The organism is Tabrizicola sp. BL-A-41-H6, from assembly GCF_050632395.1.
Lineage (GTDB): Bacteria > Pseudomonadota > Alphaproteobacteria > Rhodobacterales > Rhodobacteraceae > JAUYQR01.
This window is the reverse complement of sequence record NZ_CP192600.1, coordinates 3,173,570-3,191,209: the sequence shown is the minus strand read 5'-3', so window position 1 is coordinate 3,191,209 and position 17,640 is coordinate 3,173,570. Positions and strand designations below refer to the sequence as shown.

Annotated in this window: 18 protein-coding genes and 1 tRNA gene; 15 read left to right on the top strand and 4 right to left on the bottom strand. The window is 64.9% G+C overall.

Going from position 1 to position 17,640, the window contains the following annotated elements; translation table 11 throughout:
- The first annotated feature begins 28 nt into the window (after positions 1-28).
- From ACROUL_RS15625 to ACROUL_RS15595, 7 genes are all read left to right on the top strand, one after another.
- Complete coding sequence (locus ACROUL_RS15625) at positions 29-1,141, top strand: glycosyltransferase 61 family protein (RefSeq protein ID WP_431300375.1); 1,113 nt, start codon at positions 29-31, stop codon at positions 1,139-1,141.
- Between the two features lie 176 nt (positions 1,142-1,317).
- The gene (locus ACROUL_RS15620; RefSeq protein ID WP_431301323.1) at positions 1,318-2,709 is read left to right on the top strand and encodes a circularly permuted type 2 ATP-grasp protein; all 1,392 of its coding nucleotides are present in this window, start codon (positions 1,318-1,320) and stop codon (positions 2,707-2,709) included.
- 10 nt (positions 2,710-2,719) lie between these two features.
- Positions 2,720-3,670 (top strand): alpha-E domain-containing protein, encoded by a 951-nt coding sequence (locus tag ACROUL_RS15615; RefSeq protein ID WP_431300374.1) that lies wholly within the window; start codon positions 2,720-2,722, stop codon positions 3,668-3,670.
- On the top strand, positions 3,670-4,476 hold the full coding sequence (locus ACROUL_RS15610; protein ID WP_431300373.1) for a transglutaminase family protein: 807 nt from the start codon (positions 3,670-3,672) through the stop codon (positions 4,474-4,476). Before ACROUL_RS15615 ends, ACROUL_RS15610 begins: the two co-directional genes overlap by 1 nt.
- 27 nt (positions 4,477-4,503) lie before the next feature.
- The gene (locus tag ACROUL_RS15605; protein WP_431300372.1) at positions 4,504-5,226 is read left to right on the top strand and encodes a peptidase; all 723 of its coding nucleotides are present in this window, start codon (positions 4,504-4,506) and stop codon (positions 5,224-5,226) included.
- Between the two features lie 67 nt (positions 5,227-5,293).
- Positions 5,294-5,596: a hypothetical protein gene (locus ACROUL_RS15600; RefSeq protein WP_431300371.1), complete on the top strand. Its 303-nt coding sequence runs from the start codon at positions 5,294-5,296 to the stop codon at positions 5,594-5,596.
- 294 nt (positions 5,597-5,890) lie between these two features.
- Positions 5,891-6,352, top strand: coding sequence for an MmcB family DNA repair protein (locus ACROUL_RS15595; protein ID WP_431300370.1), 462 nt, complete (start codon positions 5,891-5,893; stop codon positions 6,350-6,352).
- Between the two features lie 48 nt (positions 6,353-6,400).
- Here the strand turns inward: ACROUL_RS15595 and ACROUL_RS15590 are convergent, their stop codons facing one another.
- A complete protein-coding gene (locus ACROUL_RS15590) occupies positions 6,401-6,613 on the bottom strand; it encodes a DUF6324 family protein (RefSeq protein ID WP_431300369.1) in 213 nt (70 codons plus the stop codon).
- A 127-nt stretch (positions 6,614-6,740) separates the two neighbouring features.
- On the opposite strand from ACROUL_RS15590, the gene ACROUL_RS15585 reads away from it, so the two are divergent.
- From ACROUL_RS15585 to ACROUL_RS15570, 4 genes are all read left to right on the top strand, one after another.
- Positions 6,741-6,817: transfer RNA gene (locus ACROUL_RS15585), tRNA-His, on the top strand.
- 29 nt (positions 6,818-6,846) lie between these two features.
- Complete coding sequence (locus ACROUL_RS15580) at positions 6,847-7,545, top strand: PIG-L deacetylase family protein (RefSeq protein WP_431300368.1); 699 nt, start codon at positions 6,847-6,849, stop codon at positions 7,543-7,545.
- Positions 7,546-7,656: 111 nt separating this feature from the next.
- Positions 7,657-9,249: a DUF2235 domain-containing protein gene (locus ACROUL_RS15575; protein WP_431300367.1), complete on the top strand. Its 1,593-nt coding sequence runs from the start codon at positions 7,657-7,659 to the stop codon at positions 9,247-9,249.
- A 27-nt stretch (positions 9,250-9,276) separates the two neighbouring features.
- A complete protein-coding gene (locus tag ACROUL_RS15570) occupies positions 9,277-11,562 on the top strand; it encodes a Tex family protein (protein ID WP_431300366.1) in 2,286 nt (761 codons plus the stop codon).
- A 78-nt stretch (positions 11,563-11,640) separates the two neighbouring features.
- Here ACROUL_RS15570 and ACROUL_RS15565 read toward each other — a convergent pair whose 3' ends face one another.
- The 3 genes from ACROUL_RS15565 to ACROUL_RS15555 all read right to left on the bottom strand — a co-directional run bounded on the left by ACROUL_RS15565 (position 11,641) and on the right by ACROUL_RS15555 (position 14,786).
- Entirely contained in the window at positions 11,641-12,309 is a 669-nt protein-coding gene (locus ACROUL_RS15565; RefSeq protein WP_431300365.1) for a TVP38/TMEM64 family protein, read from the bottom strand.
- Positions 12,310-12,450: 141 nt separating this feature from the next.
- The gene (gene tldD, locus ACROUL_RS15560) at positions 12,451-13,872 is read right to left on the bottom strand and encodes a metalloprotease TldD (protein ID WP_431300364.1); all 1,422 of its coding nucleotides are present in this window, start codon (positions 13,870-13,872) and stop codon (positions 12,451-12,453) included.
- Positions 13,873-13,946: 74 nt separating this feature from the next.
- Complete coding sequence (locus tag ACROUL_RS15555; protein WP_431300363.1) at positions 13,947-14,786, bottom strand: alpha/beta hydrolase; 840 nt, start codon at positions 14,784-14,786, stop codon at positions 13,947-13,949.
- Positions 14,787-14,935: 149 nt separating this feature from the next.
- Here ACROUL_RS15555 and coxB point away from each other — a divergent pair, with 149 nt between their 5' ends.
- The 4 genes from coxB to ACROUL_RS15535 all read left to right on the top strand — a co-directional run bounded on the left by coxB (position 14,936) and on the right by ACROUL_RS15535 (position 17,630).
- Positions 14,936-15,847 (top strand): cytochrome c oxidase subunit II, encoded by a 912-nt coding sequence (coxB, locus tag ACROUL_RS15550; RefSeq protein WP_431300362.1) that lies wholly within the window; start codon positions 14,936-14,938, stop codon positions 15,845-15,847.
- 69 nt (positions 15,848-15,916) lie between these two features.
- Positions 15,917-16,861 carry a heme o synthase gene (cyoE, locus tag ACROUL_RS15545; RefSeq protein ID WP_431300361.1) on the top strand — a complete coding sequence of 315 codons (945 nt, stop codon included), beginning with the start codon at positions 15,917-15,919 and terminating at the stop codon, positions 16,859-16,861.
- A complete protein-coding gene (locus ACROUL_RS15540) occupies positions 16,861-17,040 on the top strand; it encodes a hypothetical protein (RefSeq protein WP_431300360.1) in 180 nt (59 codons plus the stop codon). Before cyoE ends, ACROUL_RS15540 begins: the two co-directional genes overlap by 1 nt.
- Positions 17,037-17,630, top strand: a complete 594-nt coding sequence (locus ACROUL_RS15535) for a cytochrome c oxidase assembly protein (RefSeq protein WP_431300359.1) — start codon at positions 17,037-17,039, stop codon at positions 17,628-17,630. Before ACROUL_RS15540 ends, ACROUL_RS15535 begins: the two co-directional genes overlap by 4 nt.
- Positions 17,631-17,640: the final 10 nt, after the last annotated feature.

The following is a 17,640-nucleotide window of genomic DNA, read 5'->3' as shown; positions in this document are numbered from 1 at the left end:
AGATGGTCAACGGTTTGGTGGTGGCAAGGTGAGCCCGGGTTTCGCGACCCTGGACAATGCCTGGGTTATGGCCGGGGCGGCGACGCTGCTTGACCATCCGCCGGATAGCCGGTCGGACCCGGCGCTGGGCAGGGTAGCGCTGAAAGGTATCGGGGTGCGCGCGGCGGACGATACGGTGCCCGAAGGTGGGGCAGGCATGTACCGCCACCGCTGGACCTATCCGATCAGCATTTCCGATCTGGACACCCCGCCTGCGGATATGGACGCCGAGGCCATCTTCGGCGGCATCATCGGGCCGCAGTTCGGGCACGTCGTGACGCAATCCATCGGTCGTCTGTGGGTGGTAGAGCAGGTGGATGCGGACCTGCCGATCCTGTTTGTGAACGCCAACCCCGGCCTTGACCGGATACCGGGTTATTTTGTCGATCTGTTGCGGACAATTGGCATCACCAACCCGTTGATCCTGCTGCGGCAACCGACACGGGTGCGAAAGCTGCATCTCGGCGCCGAACTGATGAACCTTGAACGCAAGCCAGCCGCCGACATTCGGTATCTGGAGTGGCTGGCACGTGTGGCACCGCCCGTGACGGTCGATTCTGGCTTCAAGGTCTACGTAAGCCGCAGCCGGCTTGGCCCGCGTTTCGAACAATATCTGGAGGAGGCCGCCCTTGAGGCGGCGCTGGCGGGCGAAGGTTACCGCGTGATCCACCCCGAGACGCTTTCGGTGCCCGACCAGATCGCCGCCTACCAGCGCGCCGGCAGGCTGATCTTTGCGGACGGCTCTGCCATGCATCTGTGGTCGCTTTTCGCGAAACCTGAGCAGTCGGCAGCCATCATCCTGCGCCGCCCGTGGCATCCGATCTTTCGGTTGTGGTTCAAGAGTTTCGACCGGGCCGCCCTGACGGTGATCGACCGCCGGGTCGGTGGGTTTTCAGGCAAGGGTCCGCTGGGCCGAAAGCCTGCGGTGCTGCTTGATCTGAGCGAGGTCTGGGCCGATCTGGCGGAGTCTGGGTTTCGCGGCGGGCAAGGCCGGCTTAGCGGTGCTGCCGACTGGATCAAGGACGGGGCGGGCGCGGAATACCCGTGGGACGAGGTGAGCGCGGGCTTGCTGTCGACGCGGCCCGAGCTTGCCTTGCTGTAAGGTGGGGTGCGGGTATGTCGCACTGGTCCCACTGGCGACGCTTGCCCGTTTCTTGTGCGCTTTGGCGATTGGCACTTAGAAAACGTGCAGTTCACTCTTCCCCGCACGGGAAACGGCTGATCTAGTGACAGCCAGACGAGCAGGACGGAGGCGATGTGACCCCCACCTTCAACGAGATGTTTCAGGGCAGCGGTGTCAGGCCGCCCTATGCGCGGCTGGAAGACTGGGTTCGCGCGATGCCACAGGAATTGCGCCACCTGAAGCAGGCCGAGGCGGAGGCGTTGTTCCGGCGCATCGGCATCACCTTCGCGGTCTATGGCGAGGGCGGCGATCCAGACCGGCTGATCCCGTTCGACATGTTCCCGCGGGTATTCTCCGGGGCGGAATGGTCGCGGCTGGAGCGGGGGATCAAACAGCGGGCGCGGGCGTTGAATGCGTTTCTGGTCGATGTCTATGGCCGGGGCGAGATCGTGCGGGCGGGGCGGATACCGGCGCGTCTGGTCTACCAGAACGAGGCCTATGAAAAGGCCGTTGCGGGGATCGTGCCGCCCAAGGGGGTATATTCCCACATCGTCGGGATCGATCTGGTGCGCACTGGCCCGGATGATTTCTTTGTGCTGGAGGACAACTGCCGCACGCCTTCGGGTGTCAGCTACATGCTGGAAAACCGCGAGATCATGATGCGGATGTTCCCGGACCTGTTCCGCGAAAACCGGATCGAGCCGGTGGATACCTACCCCGAGAAGTTGCGCCGCACGTTGGCGAGCGTGGCACCGAAGAAATGCACGGGCGAGCCGACGGTGGTGATCCTGACGCCGGGGCATTTCAACAGCGCCTATTACGAGCACAGTTTCCTTGCCGACCTGATGGGGGTCGAACTGGTCGAGGGGCAGGATCTGTTCGTCGACGGCGAATATGTCTGGATGCGCACCACGGAAGGCCCACGCAGGGTGGACGTGATCTATCGGCGGATCGACGACGCCTACATCGACCCGCTGTGCTTCAAGCCGGATTCGATGCTGGGGATACCGGGGTTGATGGATGTCTACCGGTCGGGCGGGGTGTCGATCTGTTCCGCACCGGGGGCAGGGGTGGCCGATGACAAGGCGGTCTATTGCTATGTGCCCGAGATGATCCGGTTCTATCTCGGCGAGGAGCCGATCCTGAAAAACGTGCCGACATGGCAATGCGGCAAGTCGGACGACCTGAAATACGTGCTGGAAAAGCTGCCCGAACTGGTGGTGAAGGAAGTGCACGGGTCAGGTGGGTACGGGATGCTGGTCGGGCCCAAGTCGGACCGCGCCGAGGTGGAGGCGTTCCGGGCCAAGATCATCGACAACCCGTCGAACTACATCGCGCAGCCGACGCTGGCCCTGTCGACGGTGCCAAGCTTTGTCGAGGAGGGCGTCGCGCCACGGCATGTGGACCTGCGGCCCTATTGCCTGGTGGGCGAGCGGATCGAACTGGTGCCGGGGGGGCTGACACGTGTGGCGCTGAAGGAGGGATCGCTGGTCGTGAACTCGTCGCAGGGCGGCGGGGTCAAGGATACGTGGGTGCTGGCGGAATGAGGGTTTTGCCATGCTGAGCCGGACCGCCGACAACCTATACTGGATCGCGCGCTACATGGAGCGGGCCGATACTTCGGCGCGGCTCCTGGAGGTGGGGAGCCGGATCAGCCTGATCCCCTCGGCGCATGGCTACCGCAGCGAATGGGACAGCCTGTTGCAGGCCGCCGGGATGGCGGAGGGGTTTGCCAAGAAATACGGCGACCCGATCCAGCGCAACATCGAAAGCTGGCTGTTCTTTGACCACGACAACCCGTCGTCGGTGGCAAGCTGCATCACGGCGGCGCGGGAAAACGGGCGGATCGTGCGCACCGCGCTGACAGCACAGGTGTGGGACGCGCTGAACACCGCGTTTCAGGAGTTGAAGGCACTGGAGCGGCGGGCGCGGTCGGAACTTGAACTGAGCCGGTTGACCGAATGGGTGATGCGCCATGCCGCGATGGTGCGCGGTGCGATCGACGCCACGCTTCTGCGCAACGACGGGTATAATTTCCTGAACATCGGCTACTATCTGGAACGCGCCGACAACACCGCGCGTCTGATGGACGTGAAGTACTACGTCCTTCTGCCAAGGGTGGATTTCGTGGGCTCCGGCCTTGATAACTACCAGTGGACCACGCTGCTCCGCGCGATGGGGTCGCACCGGGCGTTTCACTGGGCGTATGGTGGCGAGGTAACGGCGGGCAAGATCGCCGACTTCCTGATCCTGAACCCGCAATGCCCGCGCTCGCTGACCACCTGCGTCGCCGGGATGGCGAACCATCTGGGGCGGCTGGCCACAGCCTACGGGCGCGAGACTGAGGCGCAGGTGCGGGCGAAAGACCTGATGGCGGGGATACTCGCGACGACGGTGGAGGGGATCTTCGACGAGGGGCTGCATGAATACTTGACGCGCTTCATCGACGATACGGCGGTGTTGGCGAACGCGATCCACTTTGCCTACCTGAGCGGGGAAATGCGCTGATGCGGCTGACTGTCAACCATGTGACGCGCTACCTTTATGCCGCGCCGGTGCGTTCGGTGGTCCAAAGCCACCGGCTGACACCATCGACCTATCAGGGGCAGAAGGTGATCGACTGGTCGATTTCGGTGACGGAAGGCACGCGGGGGGCGGAGTTCCGCGATGGTGCGGGCGATCTGGTGCAGGGCTGGACGGTGGCGGGGCCGGTGGGCGAGATCGCGGTCAGTGTGAGCGGGGTGGTGGAAACGGTCGATCTGACCGGCGTCTTGCGCGGCCACAAAGAGACGGTCGCGCCCGATTGCTACTTGCGTGCCACGGTGCCCACACGGGTGGACAAAGCGCTGGATGCGCTGGCCCATACGGTGAGCGGTGCGGATACGCTGGCGTTGGCGCATGCGCTGATGGGGGCGGTGGCGGATGCAATTGCCTATAAGCCCGGCGTCACCCATGCCCATACCACGGCGGCCGAGGCGCTGGTCTTGGGCGAAGGCGTCTGTCAGGACCATACCCACGCGATGATCGCGGTAGCGCGGGCACGGGGGCTGCCGGGGCGCTATGTCTCGGGCTATCTGTTTTCAGATGCCGAGGGTGTTGCGCATGAGGCGGCGCATGCCTGGGCCGAGGTATTCGTGGCTGGCCTGGGCTGGGTTGGCTTTGATCCGGCGAACCGTTGCTGCCCGGATGAACGCTACATCCGGCTCGGCTCGGGATTTGATGCCCAAGATGCAGCACCCATTCGCGGCATTGCGCGCGGCGGCGGGCGGGAAGATATGGATGTGACCGTTGCGATCCAGAACCAGGATCAGTAGGGTTCGGCGCGGAGCGGGGGGACGGACATGACCTATTGCGTGGGGTTGATGCTGAACGAGGGCATGGTGCTTTTGTCCGATACGCGGACCAATGCCGGGCTCGACAACATCTCGACCTACCGCAAGATGTTCACTTTTGAAGACCTCGGCGAGCGGGTGATCGTGATCATGACCGCCGGAAGCCTGTCGGTCAGCCAGACCACGCTGGCGCGGCTACGCGAGGCGATCGACGACCCGGATGCCACGCCGGATACCAGCATCATGCTGGCGCCGACGCTGTTGAAGGTGGCCGACATCGTGGGGGGCATGTTGTCCGATGTGCGCGCCCAAATCGACGAAAAGCTGAGCGCGATGCAGGGGGCGAGTTGCTCCATGATCGTGGCCGGGCAGCGAAAGGGCGGCGCGATGCGCATGTTCCTGATCTACCCGGAAGGCAACTACATCGAGGCGACCGAGGACGCGCCCTTCCTGCAGATCGGCGAGCACAAGTACGGCAAGCCGATCCTCGACCGGGTGGTGAAACCGTCGACCAGCCTGCTGGACGCGCAGAAAGCGGTGCTGCTCAGCATGGATTCGACGCTGCGGTCCAACCTGTCGGTGGGGATGCCACTTGATCTGGCGGTGATCGAGCGCGACGCCTGCCGAGTGACACAGAAACGCCGGATCGAAGCGGGCGACGAGTCGTTCCGTGCGATGAGCGAGGCGTGGTCGGTGGCGCTGCGTGACGGTTTTTCGCGCATCAAGGTGTGAAGGGCGGGTTTGCCCCTTGGCAACCCGACATGGCCGCCCTAGCTTCATTGTAATCAAGGAGAAAACGATGACCCAGCTTGTCAGCCTTTATGTTCGCAGCGTGGCCACGGGATTCGCGGTCGCCGCGGTTTTTGCAGCGGGGCTGGTGTGGTTTGATGTGGCGGGGATCGGGCATCTGATCCTAGGCTCCGACATCGGCTGGGTTGCCGCCGCGATGCTGGTGGTGTTCAACGGGATCGTGTTTTCCGCCGTGCAGTTTGCCATCGCCGTGATGGGCTTGGCCGACGATGACGCGCCGCGCGGCGGTCAGCGTGATCATGGCGAAATGATCCCGATCCGGGTCGAGGTTGTCGCCAAGAAACGTCGCTGAGACTTTCGGACACAAAGCAAAAGGCCCGCCAACCGGCGGGCCTTTTGCTTTGTCAGGTGGCGGGCCCGCAGCAACCGTGAAGTGCCGGGATTTTCCCGAGAGCCAGAGGTCTCAGGTGGGAACCAGGTAACAGGACCAGGATCCTGTCAGAGCCAGCCCCCATGCGTTTGCTTATCGGCCACTGGAAAAAAGGCCTCGCACGAGAGGAGCAGCACCCGCCACTCATGAAGATAGGGCGTGGGGGGCACGGGCGCAAGGCTGGACAGGTGTTCACCTTTAGTTCATGATGGCGGAATGGATCAGCGGGTCGACCTTTTGCCGAACCTTCCCGGCCAGCGTTTGCAGCGCGGCGTATGCAGGGGCTTGCGCGCGCTGGATTTCGTGTCGGTGGAGGAACTGGTGCCGGCACCCGGCCTGCGCGTCGACGTGATGGCGCTGGGCCCGAAAGGCGAGATCTGGGTGGTCGAATGCAAGTCGGGCCGGGCCGATTTCGCAGCCGACCGCAAGTGGCAGGGTTACCTTGACTGGTGCGACCGATTCTTCTGGGCGGTCGATGCCGATTTTCCGGTGGAGCTGTTGCCCGAAGGCACGGGCCTGATTCTTGCCGACGCCTACGATGCCGAGGTAGTGCGGATGGGTCCCGAAACGCCTTTGGCCGGGGCGCGGCGCAAGGCCGTGCTTCGGATCTTCGCACGCCACGCGGCGGCACGGCTGCACGGACTGCGCGATCCTGCGATGCAGGGCCAATTGTCCTGACCGATGGGTATGCCAGAAACCCTGCGTGAGGGTTATGGCGTCAGACGCTCAGCGCTTTTTCTTCGGCTTGCCGCTTGCCATCGCGCGGGCGGCTTCGGCGGCGGCACGCAATTCCTCGGCGATCTCGTCCGCCTCTTCGGGGTCGAAATCAAGCGGCAGTTCGATGCCACCTTCAGCTTCGACGTAGATGCGCACCATGCCCTGATCGGTCGGGCCGATCTGCATGTTGGCGGCGATGTCGCTTTGCTTGTCGATGCTCATGGCGGCCTCCGGGCTGGGGATGACAAGCGGCGTAACGCTTCGCGGCATTTCACGCAAGCGCCGTCGCCGGACACCACTGGTTCTTGCTTGCAATCCGGGGGGCGGGGGGCTAAATCGCGCGTCGAGTGCCGACGTAGCTCAGTTGGTTAGAGCACTAGATTGTGGATCTAGGGGTCCCCCGTTCGAGCCGGGGCGTCGGTACCATTCTCCTGAAACAGGTGAAGGGCGCACTCATGGCGGCGAAGATCGACCGACATGTCGCAGTGTTCATGGCCCATCCCGACGATGCCGAGATCTATTGCGGCGGGTCGATCCGTGCCTGGGTGCGGATGGGCGCGCGGGTCACGATCATGGTGGCAACCGATGGCAGCCGCGGCGGTGTCGATGCGCCAGAGGTGCTGGCACGGTTGCGCGCAGACGAGGCCCGGGCCGGGGCCACAGCCTTGGGGGCCGGGCTTGTGATGCTGGGGCGTCAGGATGGCGCGCTGGCGGAGGATGCGGGCTTTCTGCCGGCGGCAGCCGCGGCCTTTCGTGACCTTGTCCCCGACCTGATCGTGGCACACGCGCCCAACGATTATCATTCCGATCACCGCGCCCTAGCGAGGATTGCCGTGGATATCGCCAGCTTCCGCCAGCCCGTTCTGTGGGCCGACACGATGCTTGGCACTGCGTTCACCCCGACGCATTACGTCGACGTGACCGCGGATCAGGCCGCCAAGGAGGCGGCGATCCTGTGCCACCAAAGCCAGGAGCCGCAGGTCTTTGTCGACCGCGCACGGGTCTCGGGCCGATACCGCGCCGCGCAATGTGGCGATGACGCAGGTTTTGCCGAGGCCTTTCGTCACGACCCGATCTACCCTTATGCCGACATCCGCGATCTTCTGCCCCCCGCGCCGCCGCTGCGCCACATGCGCGACAAAGTGCAACCCTAGGAAAGGGCGCGCTTCTGCGCGTTCCGGGCACGGGACGGTTGACTTGCGAGCCGGATCGCCGGAGCACTGTGGGGCAAGAACGGCCCGCTTCGTGGCGAACAGGACGGTGCAATGCAAGACAGTGTCGCATCGACGCACAGCCTCCGGTCGCTTGGACCGCACAAGCGGCTGGTCATCTTTGCCGATGGCACGGGCAGCGCCTTTTCTTCACAGGAATCGAATGTCTGGCGGCTCTATCAGGCGCTGGACAAAAGCGAAGGGCCGGACGGCGTGCTGCAACTGGCCCGCTATATCCCCGGCGTCGGCACATCGTCGGTGCGGGTGATCCGGGTGCTGGATGGTGCCACGGGGTTCGGGGTTCCGGCCAACGTGCGCAAGCTTTACCGCTTTTTATGCTGGAACTGGCAGGTCGGTGATCAGATCCACCTCATAGGTTTCAGCCGGGGGTCGTTCACGGTGCGGACGCTGGCGGGGCTGGTCGCCTCGCAAGGGCTGATGCCGGGCAACGTGACCAGCGCCGAGATGGACCGCAATGCGCTGGGTGCATGGTGGGCCTACCGGGCCGAGGCGGCGCCCCTGTTCAAGGATGGCAGGTTGCGGATGAACCCGCTGATATCGGTCGTGCGGGGGCTTCGCAATGCGCTGACGTGGGCAAAGCGCAAGATCCTTGGCCAGCAGACGCACCGCGAGGTGCAGGCCAGCCTGCCGAAGGCGCGTCGGCCGGGCCATGTGAAGATCCGCTTCATGGGCGTGTTCGATACGGTCGAAGCCTACGGGCTGCCGGTCAAGGAACTGCTGCATCTGGTCGACGCGCTGATCTGGCCGCTGCACTTTCGCAACTGGCGGTGCAGCCCGGTGGTACGGACGGTCCGCCATGCGCTGGCGCTTGACGAGGAGCGGCGTAGTTTCGTGCCGCTGCGGTTTGATCAGGGTCCGCGACCGGACGGAAAGCCTGGGCCGCAGATCGACGAGCGCTGGTTCGCGGGCGTGCATGCCGATGTCGGCGGCGGCTATGCGAACGATGAGAATGCCTATCAGGCCCTGTTGTGGATGGCGGATGAGGCGAAAGGGCTGCTCGACTTCGACGATGCGGCGCTGGGCCGCTATCGTGCGCAACTCTTTCCGCAGGCGCTGATTCACAATTCGCGTGCCGGCCTTGCAATGTTCTATCGCTACGGGCCCCGAGAGGTCGCGGGTGGCGAGGCCTATGGCGGGCCGCCGGTCGTTGACGTTTCGGTCGTGCGCAAGATCAGGGAAGGGGCCGATGGCTACGCGCCGCTGACCCTGCCCGAGGAGTTCCGGGTCGCGACCGACAGGGTGCACGGGCCGCAGGTTCAGGGTGGTCTGAGGCGCGACCCTAAGGTTGCCGCGCAGGTGGCGCGGTTGATCGGCTGGCGGACGGCCACGAACTGGATCACGATTCTCAGCATCCTGTGGCTGGTGGTGCCGCCACTTTGGACCCTTTTCGCGGCCTGCCGGGCTGGCGCGGACGGCGACCTGCTGGAATGCGCGGTTTCGGTGGTGCTGGGCGCCGCCAGCGGCCTGCCGGGAGAGGTGATCCGCAACTGGCACCTTTATCTGGCCCCGGCCCTGTTGCTGACGGCGATGGTCGTTGTGAACAGCACGCTGGAAAACCGGATCAAGGATGCCTCGCGCGCCTTGTGGAAGCCGCTTCCGCTTCAAAGCCCGCAAGGCGAAGGGTAAGGTCGCGCACCCCTAAGGAGGATTCGCATGACCGTTGCCCGCATACCCCAGACCATCGCCACCGATATCGGCGCCACGGCAGATCAGGTGCGCTCGGCCATAGCACTGCTGGACGGGGGCGCGACGGTTCCCTTCATCGCCCGCTATCGCAAGGAGGTGACCGGGGGGCTTGACGACACGCAGTTGCGCCGACTGGAAGAACGGCTGGGCTATCTGCGCGAGTTGGAGGGGCGGCGGACGGCGATTGCCGGGTCGATCACCGAGCAAGGCCGCATGACGGATGCGCTGGCCGGCGCGATTGCCAAGGCGGTAACGAAGGCCGAGCTTGAAGACATCTACCTGCCCTACAAACCAAAGCGCCGCACCAAGGCGATGATCGCGCGCGAAAACGGCTTGCAGGGGCTGGTTGATGCCATAATTTCCAACCGGGCGGCGGACCCGGTGGTGCTTTCGGCGGGGTTCCTGTCCGAGGCGGTGCCCGATGCCAAGGCCGCGCTTGAGGGCGCGCGCGATATCGTGGCGGAGGGGCTGGCCGAGGATGCCTCGCTTCTGGGCCGTTTGCGCGACCACATGAAGCGGGTGGCGCGGTTGTCAGCGACTGTGGTGGCCGGGAAAGAGGCGGAGGGGGCCAAGTTTTCAGACTATTTCGCGCATTCCGAGGCTTGGGCCACTGCCCCGAGCCACCGGGTGCTGGCCATGCTGCGCGGGCGGAACGAAAGGGTTCTGGCGCTGGATCTGGAGGTCGATGCCGATGCCGTGCGCGGCGACAGCCCCTGCGAGCGGGCTTGTGGAGCGGCTCTGGATACGGGGTCACACGGGGCGGGCAATGCGTGGCTGCGCGAGGCTGCAAGCTGGGCTTGGCGGGTAAAGCTGCGCACCAGCCTGACGCTGGACCTGATGGCCGAGATGCGCGAGAGGGCCGAGGCCGAGGCGATCCGCGTGTTTGCGCGGAACCTGAAGGATTTGCTGCTGGCCGCGCCTGCGGGCGGCAAGGCGACGATGGGGCTCGATCCCGGCATCCGTACCGGGGTGAAGGTCGCGGTCGTCGATCCGACCGGCAAGGTGCTGGAGACGGATACCGTCTATCCGTTCCAGCCGAAGAACGATCTGCGCGGCGCGCAGGTGACGCTGGCGCGGCTGATCGCGAAGCACGGGGTCAAGCTCATCTCGATCGGCAACGGCACGGCCAGCCGCGAGACCGAGAAGATGGTGGCGGATATCCTCGCCGTGCTGCCGGGGGAAAAGCCGGTGAAGGTGATCGTCAGCGAGGCGGGGGCGTCGGTCTATTCGGCCAGCGAACTGGCGGCGAAAGAGTTTCCGGGACTGGATGTTTCCTTGCGCGGCGCGGTCAGCATCGCGCGGCGCTTGCAGGACCCGCTGGCCGAACTGGTGAAGATCGAACCGAAGGCGATCGGCGTCGGGCAATATCAGCATGACGTCGATCAGCACCGTCTGGGCAAATCGCTGGAAGCGGTGGTCGAGGATGCGGTGAACGCGGTCGGGGTCGACCTGAACACTGCCTCGGCCCCCTTGCTGGCACGGGTGTCGGGCGTGGGTCCGGGGCTGGCCGAGGCCATCGTTGCGCACCGCGATGCCAACGGGCCGTTTGCCAGCCGCAAGGAGTTGCTGAAGGTGTCGCGGCTTGGCCCGAAGGTGTTTGAACAGGCAGCGGGGTTCCTGCGCGTGACGGGCGGCAAGGAGCCTTTGGACGCAAGCTCGGTGCATCCCGAAGCCTATGATCTGGCGCGGCGGATCGTGGCGGCCTGCGGGCGTGACCTGCGGTCGGTGATGGCCGACCCCTCGGTGTTGCGCGGTGTGGAGCCGCGCGAGTTCGTCGACGAGCGCTTCGGCCTGCCCACGGTAAAGGACATTCTGGCGGAACTGGAAAAGCCGGGCCGTGACCCGCGGCCATCGTTCAAGACGGCGACCTTTGCGGACGGGGTCAACGATATCAAGGATCTGAAGCCGGGGATGCTGCTGGAAGGCACGGTGACGAACGTCGCGGCCTTTGGCGCTTTCGTCGACGTGGGGGTGCATCAGGACGGGTTGGTGCATGTCAGCCAGCTGGCCGACAGTTTCGTGAAAGACCCCCATGCCGTGGTGAAGGCGGGCGATGTGGTCAAGGTGCGGGTGGTGGAGGTGGACGTGGCGCGCAAGCGCATCGGGCTGACGATGAAATCCGGCAGCGCCGAGGCGCGCGACGCGGTTCGGGAACGGGCACCAGCAGCGCCAACCTCAAAACCCGTGGTTCAGGCCGCGCCCGCACCGAACACGGTCTTTGCCGATGCGTTGAAGGCGAAGTTCAACCGCTGAGCGCGTGGGCACGGTGGAACTGGAGGGTTTCACACCCTCCAGACCTCCCGTGGGATATTTCTGGACAGATGAATGGCCTTAGCGGAACCGGTCCCACAGCCATTTGCCGATGACTGGGATCAGGGTGATGCCGGCGATGAGCGCGAGGAGGGGTTTCGACATCTCGGCGTCATGCATCCCCGCGCCAATGGCGGTCAGCACGAAGCTGACCGGGATCACACCGAGGAGGGTGGCCAGCGCGAAGCGGGGCAGGGTGAGGTTGGTCAACCCGGCGGCAAAGCTGACCGCGTCGAACGATATGAACGGGATCAGCCGCGAGGCGAAGACGATGGTCATAAGCGACCATTGCGAGCGCGGTGCGGCGAGCGTCTTCAGCAGCCGGTTTTCGGATTGGCGGATCGCATCGAAGCCAAGGTAGCGGGCGGCAAGGAAGGCGATGCAGGCACCCAGAAACGCGCCCGCGACGGTGACGACGCCGCCCCCAAGCGTGCCGTAAAGCGCCCCTGCGGCAACGCCGATCGGGCCCGATGGAATGGGGCTGACCACGATGGCGAGCGCCATCAGCAGGGCCAGCAGCACCGGTCCCGCCATGCCGACGCCGGAAAGCCGGGCGCGCACCCAGGCTTCGCTGAACATCGGCTGGTCGCCAAGCATCAGGCTGGGCAGGACCAGCCCCGCCAGCACCGCCAGAACGAGTGCCGCCGCGACGATGCGGCGTGGGGTCAGAAGGGGTGGCTTTGGTGTCATCGGTGTCGGCGTGGCATCACCGCAGGTCGGCAGTCAAGAGCGGAATGGTCGATCGCCCCGCACGCAGCCGTCTTGTTGGCAACAAGCTTCAGGGACGGGTGGCCCGCAGGCACCCTCATTGGCCGCGTCCGGGCCGGCGGATCAGGCCGCCGAGCCGCCCACCGTAAGCCCGCCGATCAGAAGGGTCGGTTGCCCGACGCCTACCGGCACCCATTGCCCGGCCTTGCCGCAGTTGCCGATGCCGGGATCAAGCGCCAGATCGTTGCCGATGGCGCGGATCTGTTTCAGCGCGGTGGCCCCATCGCCGATCAGCGTGGCGCCCTTGACGGCGGCGCCGATGACACCGTTCTTCACGCGGTAGGCCTCGGTGCAGGAAAACACGAACTTGCCGTTGGTGATGTCGACCTGACCGCCGCCGAAGCCCACTGCGTAGATGCCGTCCTTCAGCGATGCCACGATCCCGGCAGGGTCGTCGTTGCCGGCCAGCATGTAGGTGTTGGTCATGCGCGGCATCGGGATATGCGCGAAACTTTCGCGCCGCCCGTTGCCGGTGGGGGCCACGCCCATCAGGCGGGCGTTCTGGCGGTCCTGCATGTAGCCCACAAGGATGCCGTCCTCGATCAGCACGTTTTTCGCGGACGGGGTGCCTTCGTCGTCAACCGAGATCGACCCGCGCCGATCCGGGATCGTGCCGTCGTCCAGCACGGTCACGCCCTTGGCGGCGATGCGGCTGCCCATCAGGCCCGCGAAAGCCGAGGTTTCCTTGCGGTTGAAGTCGCCTTCCAGCCCGTGACCGATCGCTTCGTGCAGAAGAATGCCGGGCCAGCCGGGGCCGAGGACCACGTCCATGATCCCCGCAGGCGCGGCTTCGGCGGAAAGGTTGACGAGGGCGATGCGCAAAGCCTCTTTCACCATCGGCTGCCAGGTTTCCGGCAGCATCAGCCGCGCAAGGCCATAGCGCCCGCCGCCGCCCATGCCGCCCTGTTCGCGCCGACCGGATTCCTCGACGATGACCGAAACATTCAGCCGCGCCATCGGGCGGATGTCGGTCAGGCGCAGGCCTTCGGGGCGCAGGATCTCCACCTCCTGCAAGGATGCGCCAAGCGACGCCGACACCTGCACCACGCGCGGGTCGAGCGCGCGGGCGAAGGCGTCGATTTCCTTCAGCATGTCGATCTTGACCGGGAAGGTCGCGTCGGCCATCGGGTCGGCGTCGGTGTAGAGCTTTATGTTTGTGCCCTTGGGCGAGGCGGCGATCGTGCCGCCGCCGTCACCCACCGCCAGACGCGCGGTTTCGGAGGCGCGGGTCAGCGCCTTTTCCGAGATTTCGGTGGAATGGGCATAACCCGCCACCTCGCCCCGCACGGCGCGCAGACCGAAGCCTTCCGAGGCATCGTAGCTGGCGTTGCGGATGCGACCATCGTCCAGCACGATGCTTTCGCCCCGGCGGCGTTCGAGGAACAACTCGCCATCGTCGGCCCCGTCGGTAGCTGCGCGCAGGGTGGCGAGGGCGGCAGCTTCGTCAAGATGGGTATCGAACGGGCGGAACGGGGCGTCGGCCATGATGTGCCTTTCGGGACTGTGAGAGCGGAACCTAAGCGCGAGGCAGCCCCGGCGCAAGCGGGGGGCAGGGCGGGTCACGGCGGCAGCACCGTGTCGATGAAATCCGCTTCGATCGCCCAAACAGCAGGGCTGAAAAGGGCGGCATGGGTCGCCCCTTCGATCGCGCGAAAGGTTTTCGGACCGATGGCCGCCGCATAAAGGCGCTTGCCAAGGGCAATCGGGATCACCTCGTCCGCAGTGCCGTGTACAATCAGAAGCGGGGCCGTCACCGCAGGAATATGGGCCAGCGAGGGAAACTGATCCTTCATCAACAGGCGCACCGGCAGGAAGGGATAGGCGCGCGCGGCCACGTCGGCGGCCGAGGTGAAGGGTGCCTCAAGGATCAGCGCACCAAGCGGGCGTTCGGCGGCCAGACGGATCGCGACGCCGGTGCCCAGCGACTCGCCCAAGGCCAGGATCAGCGCGGGGTCCACGCCCCGGTCGACAAGGAACCGGTGCGCGGCGCGGGCGTCCTCCAGCAACCCAGCTTCGGTGATGTGGCCGCTGCTGGCACCAAAGCCGCGATAGGACAGGAAGGCCGCGCCGAACCCACGCGCCTGCCAGAAGGCAAGCCGCTGGGCGCGGTCGGCCACCGATCCTGCGTTGCCGTGGAAGAACAGGATGGTGGGCCGTCCGGCAGGGGCGGGGGCATACCACAGCACGACCGTCTCGCCGTCGGTGGTGGTGATCCGTTCTTCGGCAACGCCCGAAAGCCCGGCCTCGACGGGGGCAATCACGCTGCGGTCGGGGAAATACTGCAACTGGCGCTGCATAAGGAAGGCGGTCGCGACTATGGCCGCATAAACGATGCCAAGCGGCACCAGAGTGAGGTTGACGATCAGCATCGGACCAAGATTACCCGTGAAAGGTGGCACCAAAGGGCGCTGCTATGTCGCAACGGTTTTGCTTGTCCCGCCTCGCCTAATATGGTTTGAACGCCCCCGTATACAACGGGATTCTGCCTTGCGCGGCGAACCCCTGAGAAGCGGCGGCAAGCCGCATGTCGGGAACGGGAATGAGAAACATGCGCCTTTCGAAAGTGACGAACGCGATTGCTGCAGCCGGGCTTGCCAGCCTGTGGAGCGGGGCCGCCTTTGCCCAGCAAGCTTTGGACATCGTCGGCCAGCCGGTAAACGGCAAGACCGGCTTCCAGCCGGCGGCCACCAAGATTGCCGAGGATTTGCAATGGCTTGACGGGATGTTGAACTACATCATCTTTGCCATCGTGATCTTCGTGTCGGCGTTGCTGGTCTTCGTCATCCTTCGCTTCAACTCGCGGTCCAACCCGAAGCCTGCGACCTTCACGCACAACTCGCCGCTGGAAGTGGCGTGGACGATCATCCCGATCGTGATCTTGGTGTTCATCGGGGCGTTCTCGCTGCCGGTGCTGTTCGAAGAGCAGGAAATCCCGGTCGGTGACGTCACGATCAAGGCGACCGGCTACCAATGGTACTGGGGCTATGAATATGTCGGCGAGGACGTGGCCTTTGAAAGCTACATGATCGGCTCGCCCGCGACGGGCGGCAACAACATGCTGACCCCGGAAGTCGAGGCGCAACTGGTCGAGGCCGGCTATACCAAGGAACAGTTCCTGCTGGCGACCGACACCGCAGTGGTGGTTCCGGTCGGCAAGAAGATCGTGATCCAGGTTACCGGCGCGGACGTGATCCATTCGTGGAAGGTTCCGGCGTTCGGCGTGATGCAGGACGCGGTTCCCGGCCGTCTGGCAGCGCTGTGGTTCCAGGCTGACAAGGAAGGCATCTACTTCGGCCAGTGCTCGGAACTTTGCGGGCAGATGCACGCGTACATGCCGATCACGGTGAAGGTCGTGTCCGAGGCAGCCTATGCCGAATGGCTGGCCAAGGCCAAGGCCGGCGACGTGCAACTGTCCAGCGTGGCAACCGGCACCGCCGTGAAACTTGCCGCCAACGAGTGAGCGGGCGTCCAAACGAAACGGTTGGGCCCGGTGCAACCGGGCCATTGACCTTGGCAAGACGGACCTGACATGAGCGAGAGCATCACGGTGGAACGGATCGGCGACGCGCCCTACGAGGCGAGCTTCGGCGATTACGTGCAGCTTCTGAAGCCGCGCGTGATGTCGCTGGTGGTGTTCACCGCGCTGGTCGGCCTGCTAGTCGCCCCGGTGTCGTTGCACCCGGTCGAGGCGGTGGCGGCGATTCTGTTTATAGCACTTGGGGCAGGGGCCTCGGGCTCGCTCAACATGTGGTGGGATGCCGACATTGACGCCGTGATGAAACGCACCGCGCGCCGTCCGGTGCCCGCCGGCAAGGTCGACGGGGGCGAGGCGCTTGGGTTGGGTTTGGCGCTGTCGGGCATCAGCGTCGTGATGCTGGGGCTGGCGACGAACCTTTTGGCGGCTGGCCTGCTGGCCTTCACGATCTTTTTCTACGCCGTGGTCTATTCGATGTGGCTGAAGCGTCTGACGCCGCAGAACATCGTGATCGGTGGTGCCGCCGGAGCGTTCCCGCCGATGATCGGCTGGGTCTGCGCCACCGGATCGCTGTCGATCGAGGCGGTGTTGATGTTCGCGCTGATCTTCATGTGGACCCCGCCGCATTTCTGGGCGCTGGCGCTGTTCATGAAGGAAGATTACCACAAGGCCGGCGTGCCGATGCTGACGGTGACGCACGGCCGCAAATCGACCCGCCTGCATATCCTGGTCTACACACTGCTTCTGGTGCCCGTGGCGATCGGTGCCGCGCTCACCTCGATCGGCGGGCCGTTCACGTTGGCGGTCGCGGTGGCGCTGAACGCGTGGTTCGTGATCGGCGCGGTCCGCATCTGGCGGCGCGACGAGGCGGTGGCCGAAGCTGACAAATATTCCGTCGAAAAGGCCGTGTTCCGGTTTTCGCTGTTGTATCTGTTCCTGCACTTCGGCGCGTTTCTGGTCGAAGCCGCGCTGAAACCCTACGGTCTGGGAGGCTGGTGATGTCTTTCCGCCCCGCACATGAGATTCATAAGCGCCGCTTTGGACGCAACCTTGGCCTCGGCCTTGTGCTCGGCGGCTTCGTGGCGCTGGTCTTTGCGTTGACCGTGGTCAAGGTCCAGCGCGGCGAGCCGATGCAGGGGTACGACCATGTCGTGCAGCCGGAGGCGATCAAACAATGATTTTCCCACGCCTACAGGGCCCGAACCGCACATTGGTGCAACTGGTCGGCGTGGTCGTGGTCATGGCCTCGCTATCCTTTGCCGCCGTGCCGTTTTACGACTGGTTCTGCCGGGTGACCGGCTTTGGCGGCACCACGGGCGTCGCGGATTCGGGGTCGGACGTGATCCTTGATCGCAAAGTGCGTGTGCGTTTCGACGCCTCGCTGGAAGCGGGGATGCCGTGGACGTTCAAGGCGACCGAGCCGGTGATGGAACTGCGCATAGGCGAGACCGGTATGGCGTTCTACGAGGCGCACAACCCGACCAATCGCCCGATTGCCGGCACCGCCAGCTACAACGTGTTCCCCTATTCCGCCGGCGGATACTTCATCAAGATCGCCTGCTTCTGCTTTACGGAACAGATCCTGCAACCCGGCGAAACCGTGCTGATGCCGGTGACCTTCTATGTCGACCCCGCTCTGGTGGAAGACCCCGAAGCGCAGTTTGTGCATGAGATCACGCTAAGCTATACATTCCACCAGACGCCGCTGCCTGAAACCCAGGCGGCGCTGACAACCCCGGCTCCGGCAACGCCCGAAGCGCTGAACTGACCATAACGAG

Coding starts and splice junctions, on each gene's coding strand:
- ACROUL_RS15565 (WP_431300365.1), bottom strand. CDS start 12,309: ATGACACCAAAGCCACCCCTTCTGACCCCACGCCGCATCGTCGCGGCG.
- ACROUL_RS15535 (WP_431300359.1), top strand. CDS start 17,037: ATGATTTTCCCACGCCTACAGGGCCCGAACCGCACATTGGTGCAACTG.
- ACROUL_RS15600 (WP_431300371.1), top strand. CDS start 5,294: ATGACCCAGCTTGTCAGCCTTTATGTTCGCAGCGTGGCCACGGGATTC.
- ACROUL_RS15575 (WP_431300367.1), top strand. CDS start 7,657: ATGCAAGACAGTGTCGCATCGACGCACAGCCTCCGGTCGCTTGGACCG.
- ACROUL_RS15610 (WP_431300373.1), top strand. CDS start 3,670: ATGCGGCTGACTGTCAACCATGTGACGCGCTACCTTTATGCCGCGCCG.
- tldD (WP_431300364.1), bottom strand. CDS start 13,872: ATGGCCGACGCCCCGTTCCGCCCGTTCGATACCCATCTTGACGAAGCT.
- ACROUL_RS15570 (WP_431300366.1), top strand. CDS start 9,277: ATGACCGTTGCCCGCATACCCCAGACCATCGCCACCGATATCGGCGCC.
- cyoE (WP_431300361.1), top strand. CDS start 15,917: ATGAGCGAGAGCATCACGGTGGAACGGATCGGCGACGCGCCCTACGAG.
- ACROUL_RS15615 (WP_431300374.1), top strand. CDS start 2,720: ATGCTGAGCCGGACCGCCGACAACCTATACTGGATCGCGCGCTACATG.
- coxB (WP_431300362.1), top strand. CDS start 14,936: ATGCGCCTTTCGAAAGTGACGAACGCGATTGCTGCAGCCGGGCTTGCC.
- ACROUL_RS15595 (WP_431300370.1), top strand. CDS start 5,891: ATGGATCAGCGGGTCGACCTTTTGCCGAACCTTCCCGGCCAGCGTTTG.
- ACROUL_RS15540 (WP_431300360.1), top strand. CDS start 16,861: ATGTCTTTCCGCCCCGCACATGAGATTCATAAGCGCCGCTTTGGACGC.
- ACROUL_RS15590 (WP_431300369.1), bottom strand. CDS start 6,613: ATGAGCATCGACAAGCAAAGCGACATCGCCGCCAACATGCAGATCGGC.
- ACROUL_RS15620 (WP_431301323.1), top strand. CDS start 1,318: ATGTTTCAGGGCAGCGGTGTCAGGCCGCCCTATGCGCGGCTGGAAGAC.
- ACROUL_RS15605 (WP_431300372.1), top strand. CDS start 4,504: ATGACCTATTGCGTGGGGTTGATGCTGAACGAGGGCATGGTGCTTTTG.
- ACROUL_RS15580 (WP_431300368.1), top strand. CDS start 6,847: ATGGCGGCGAAGATCGACCGACATGTCGCAGTGTTCATGGCCCATCCC.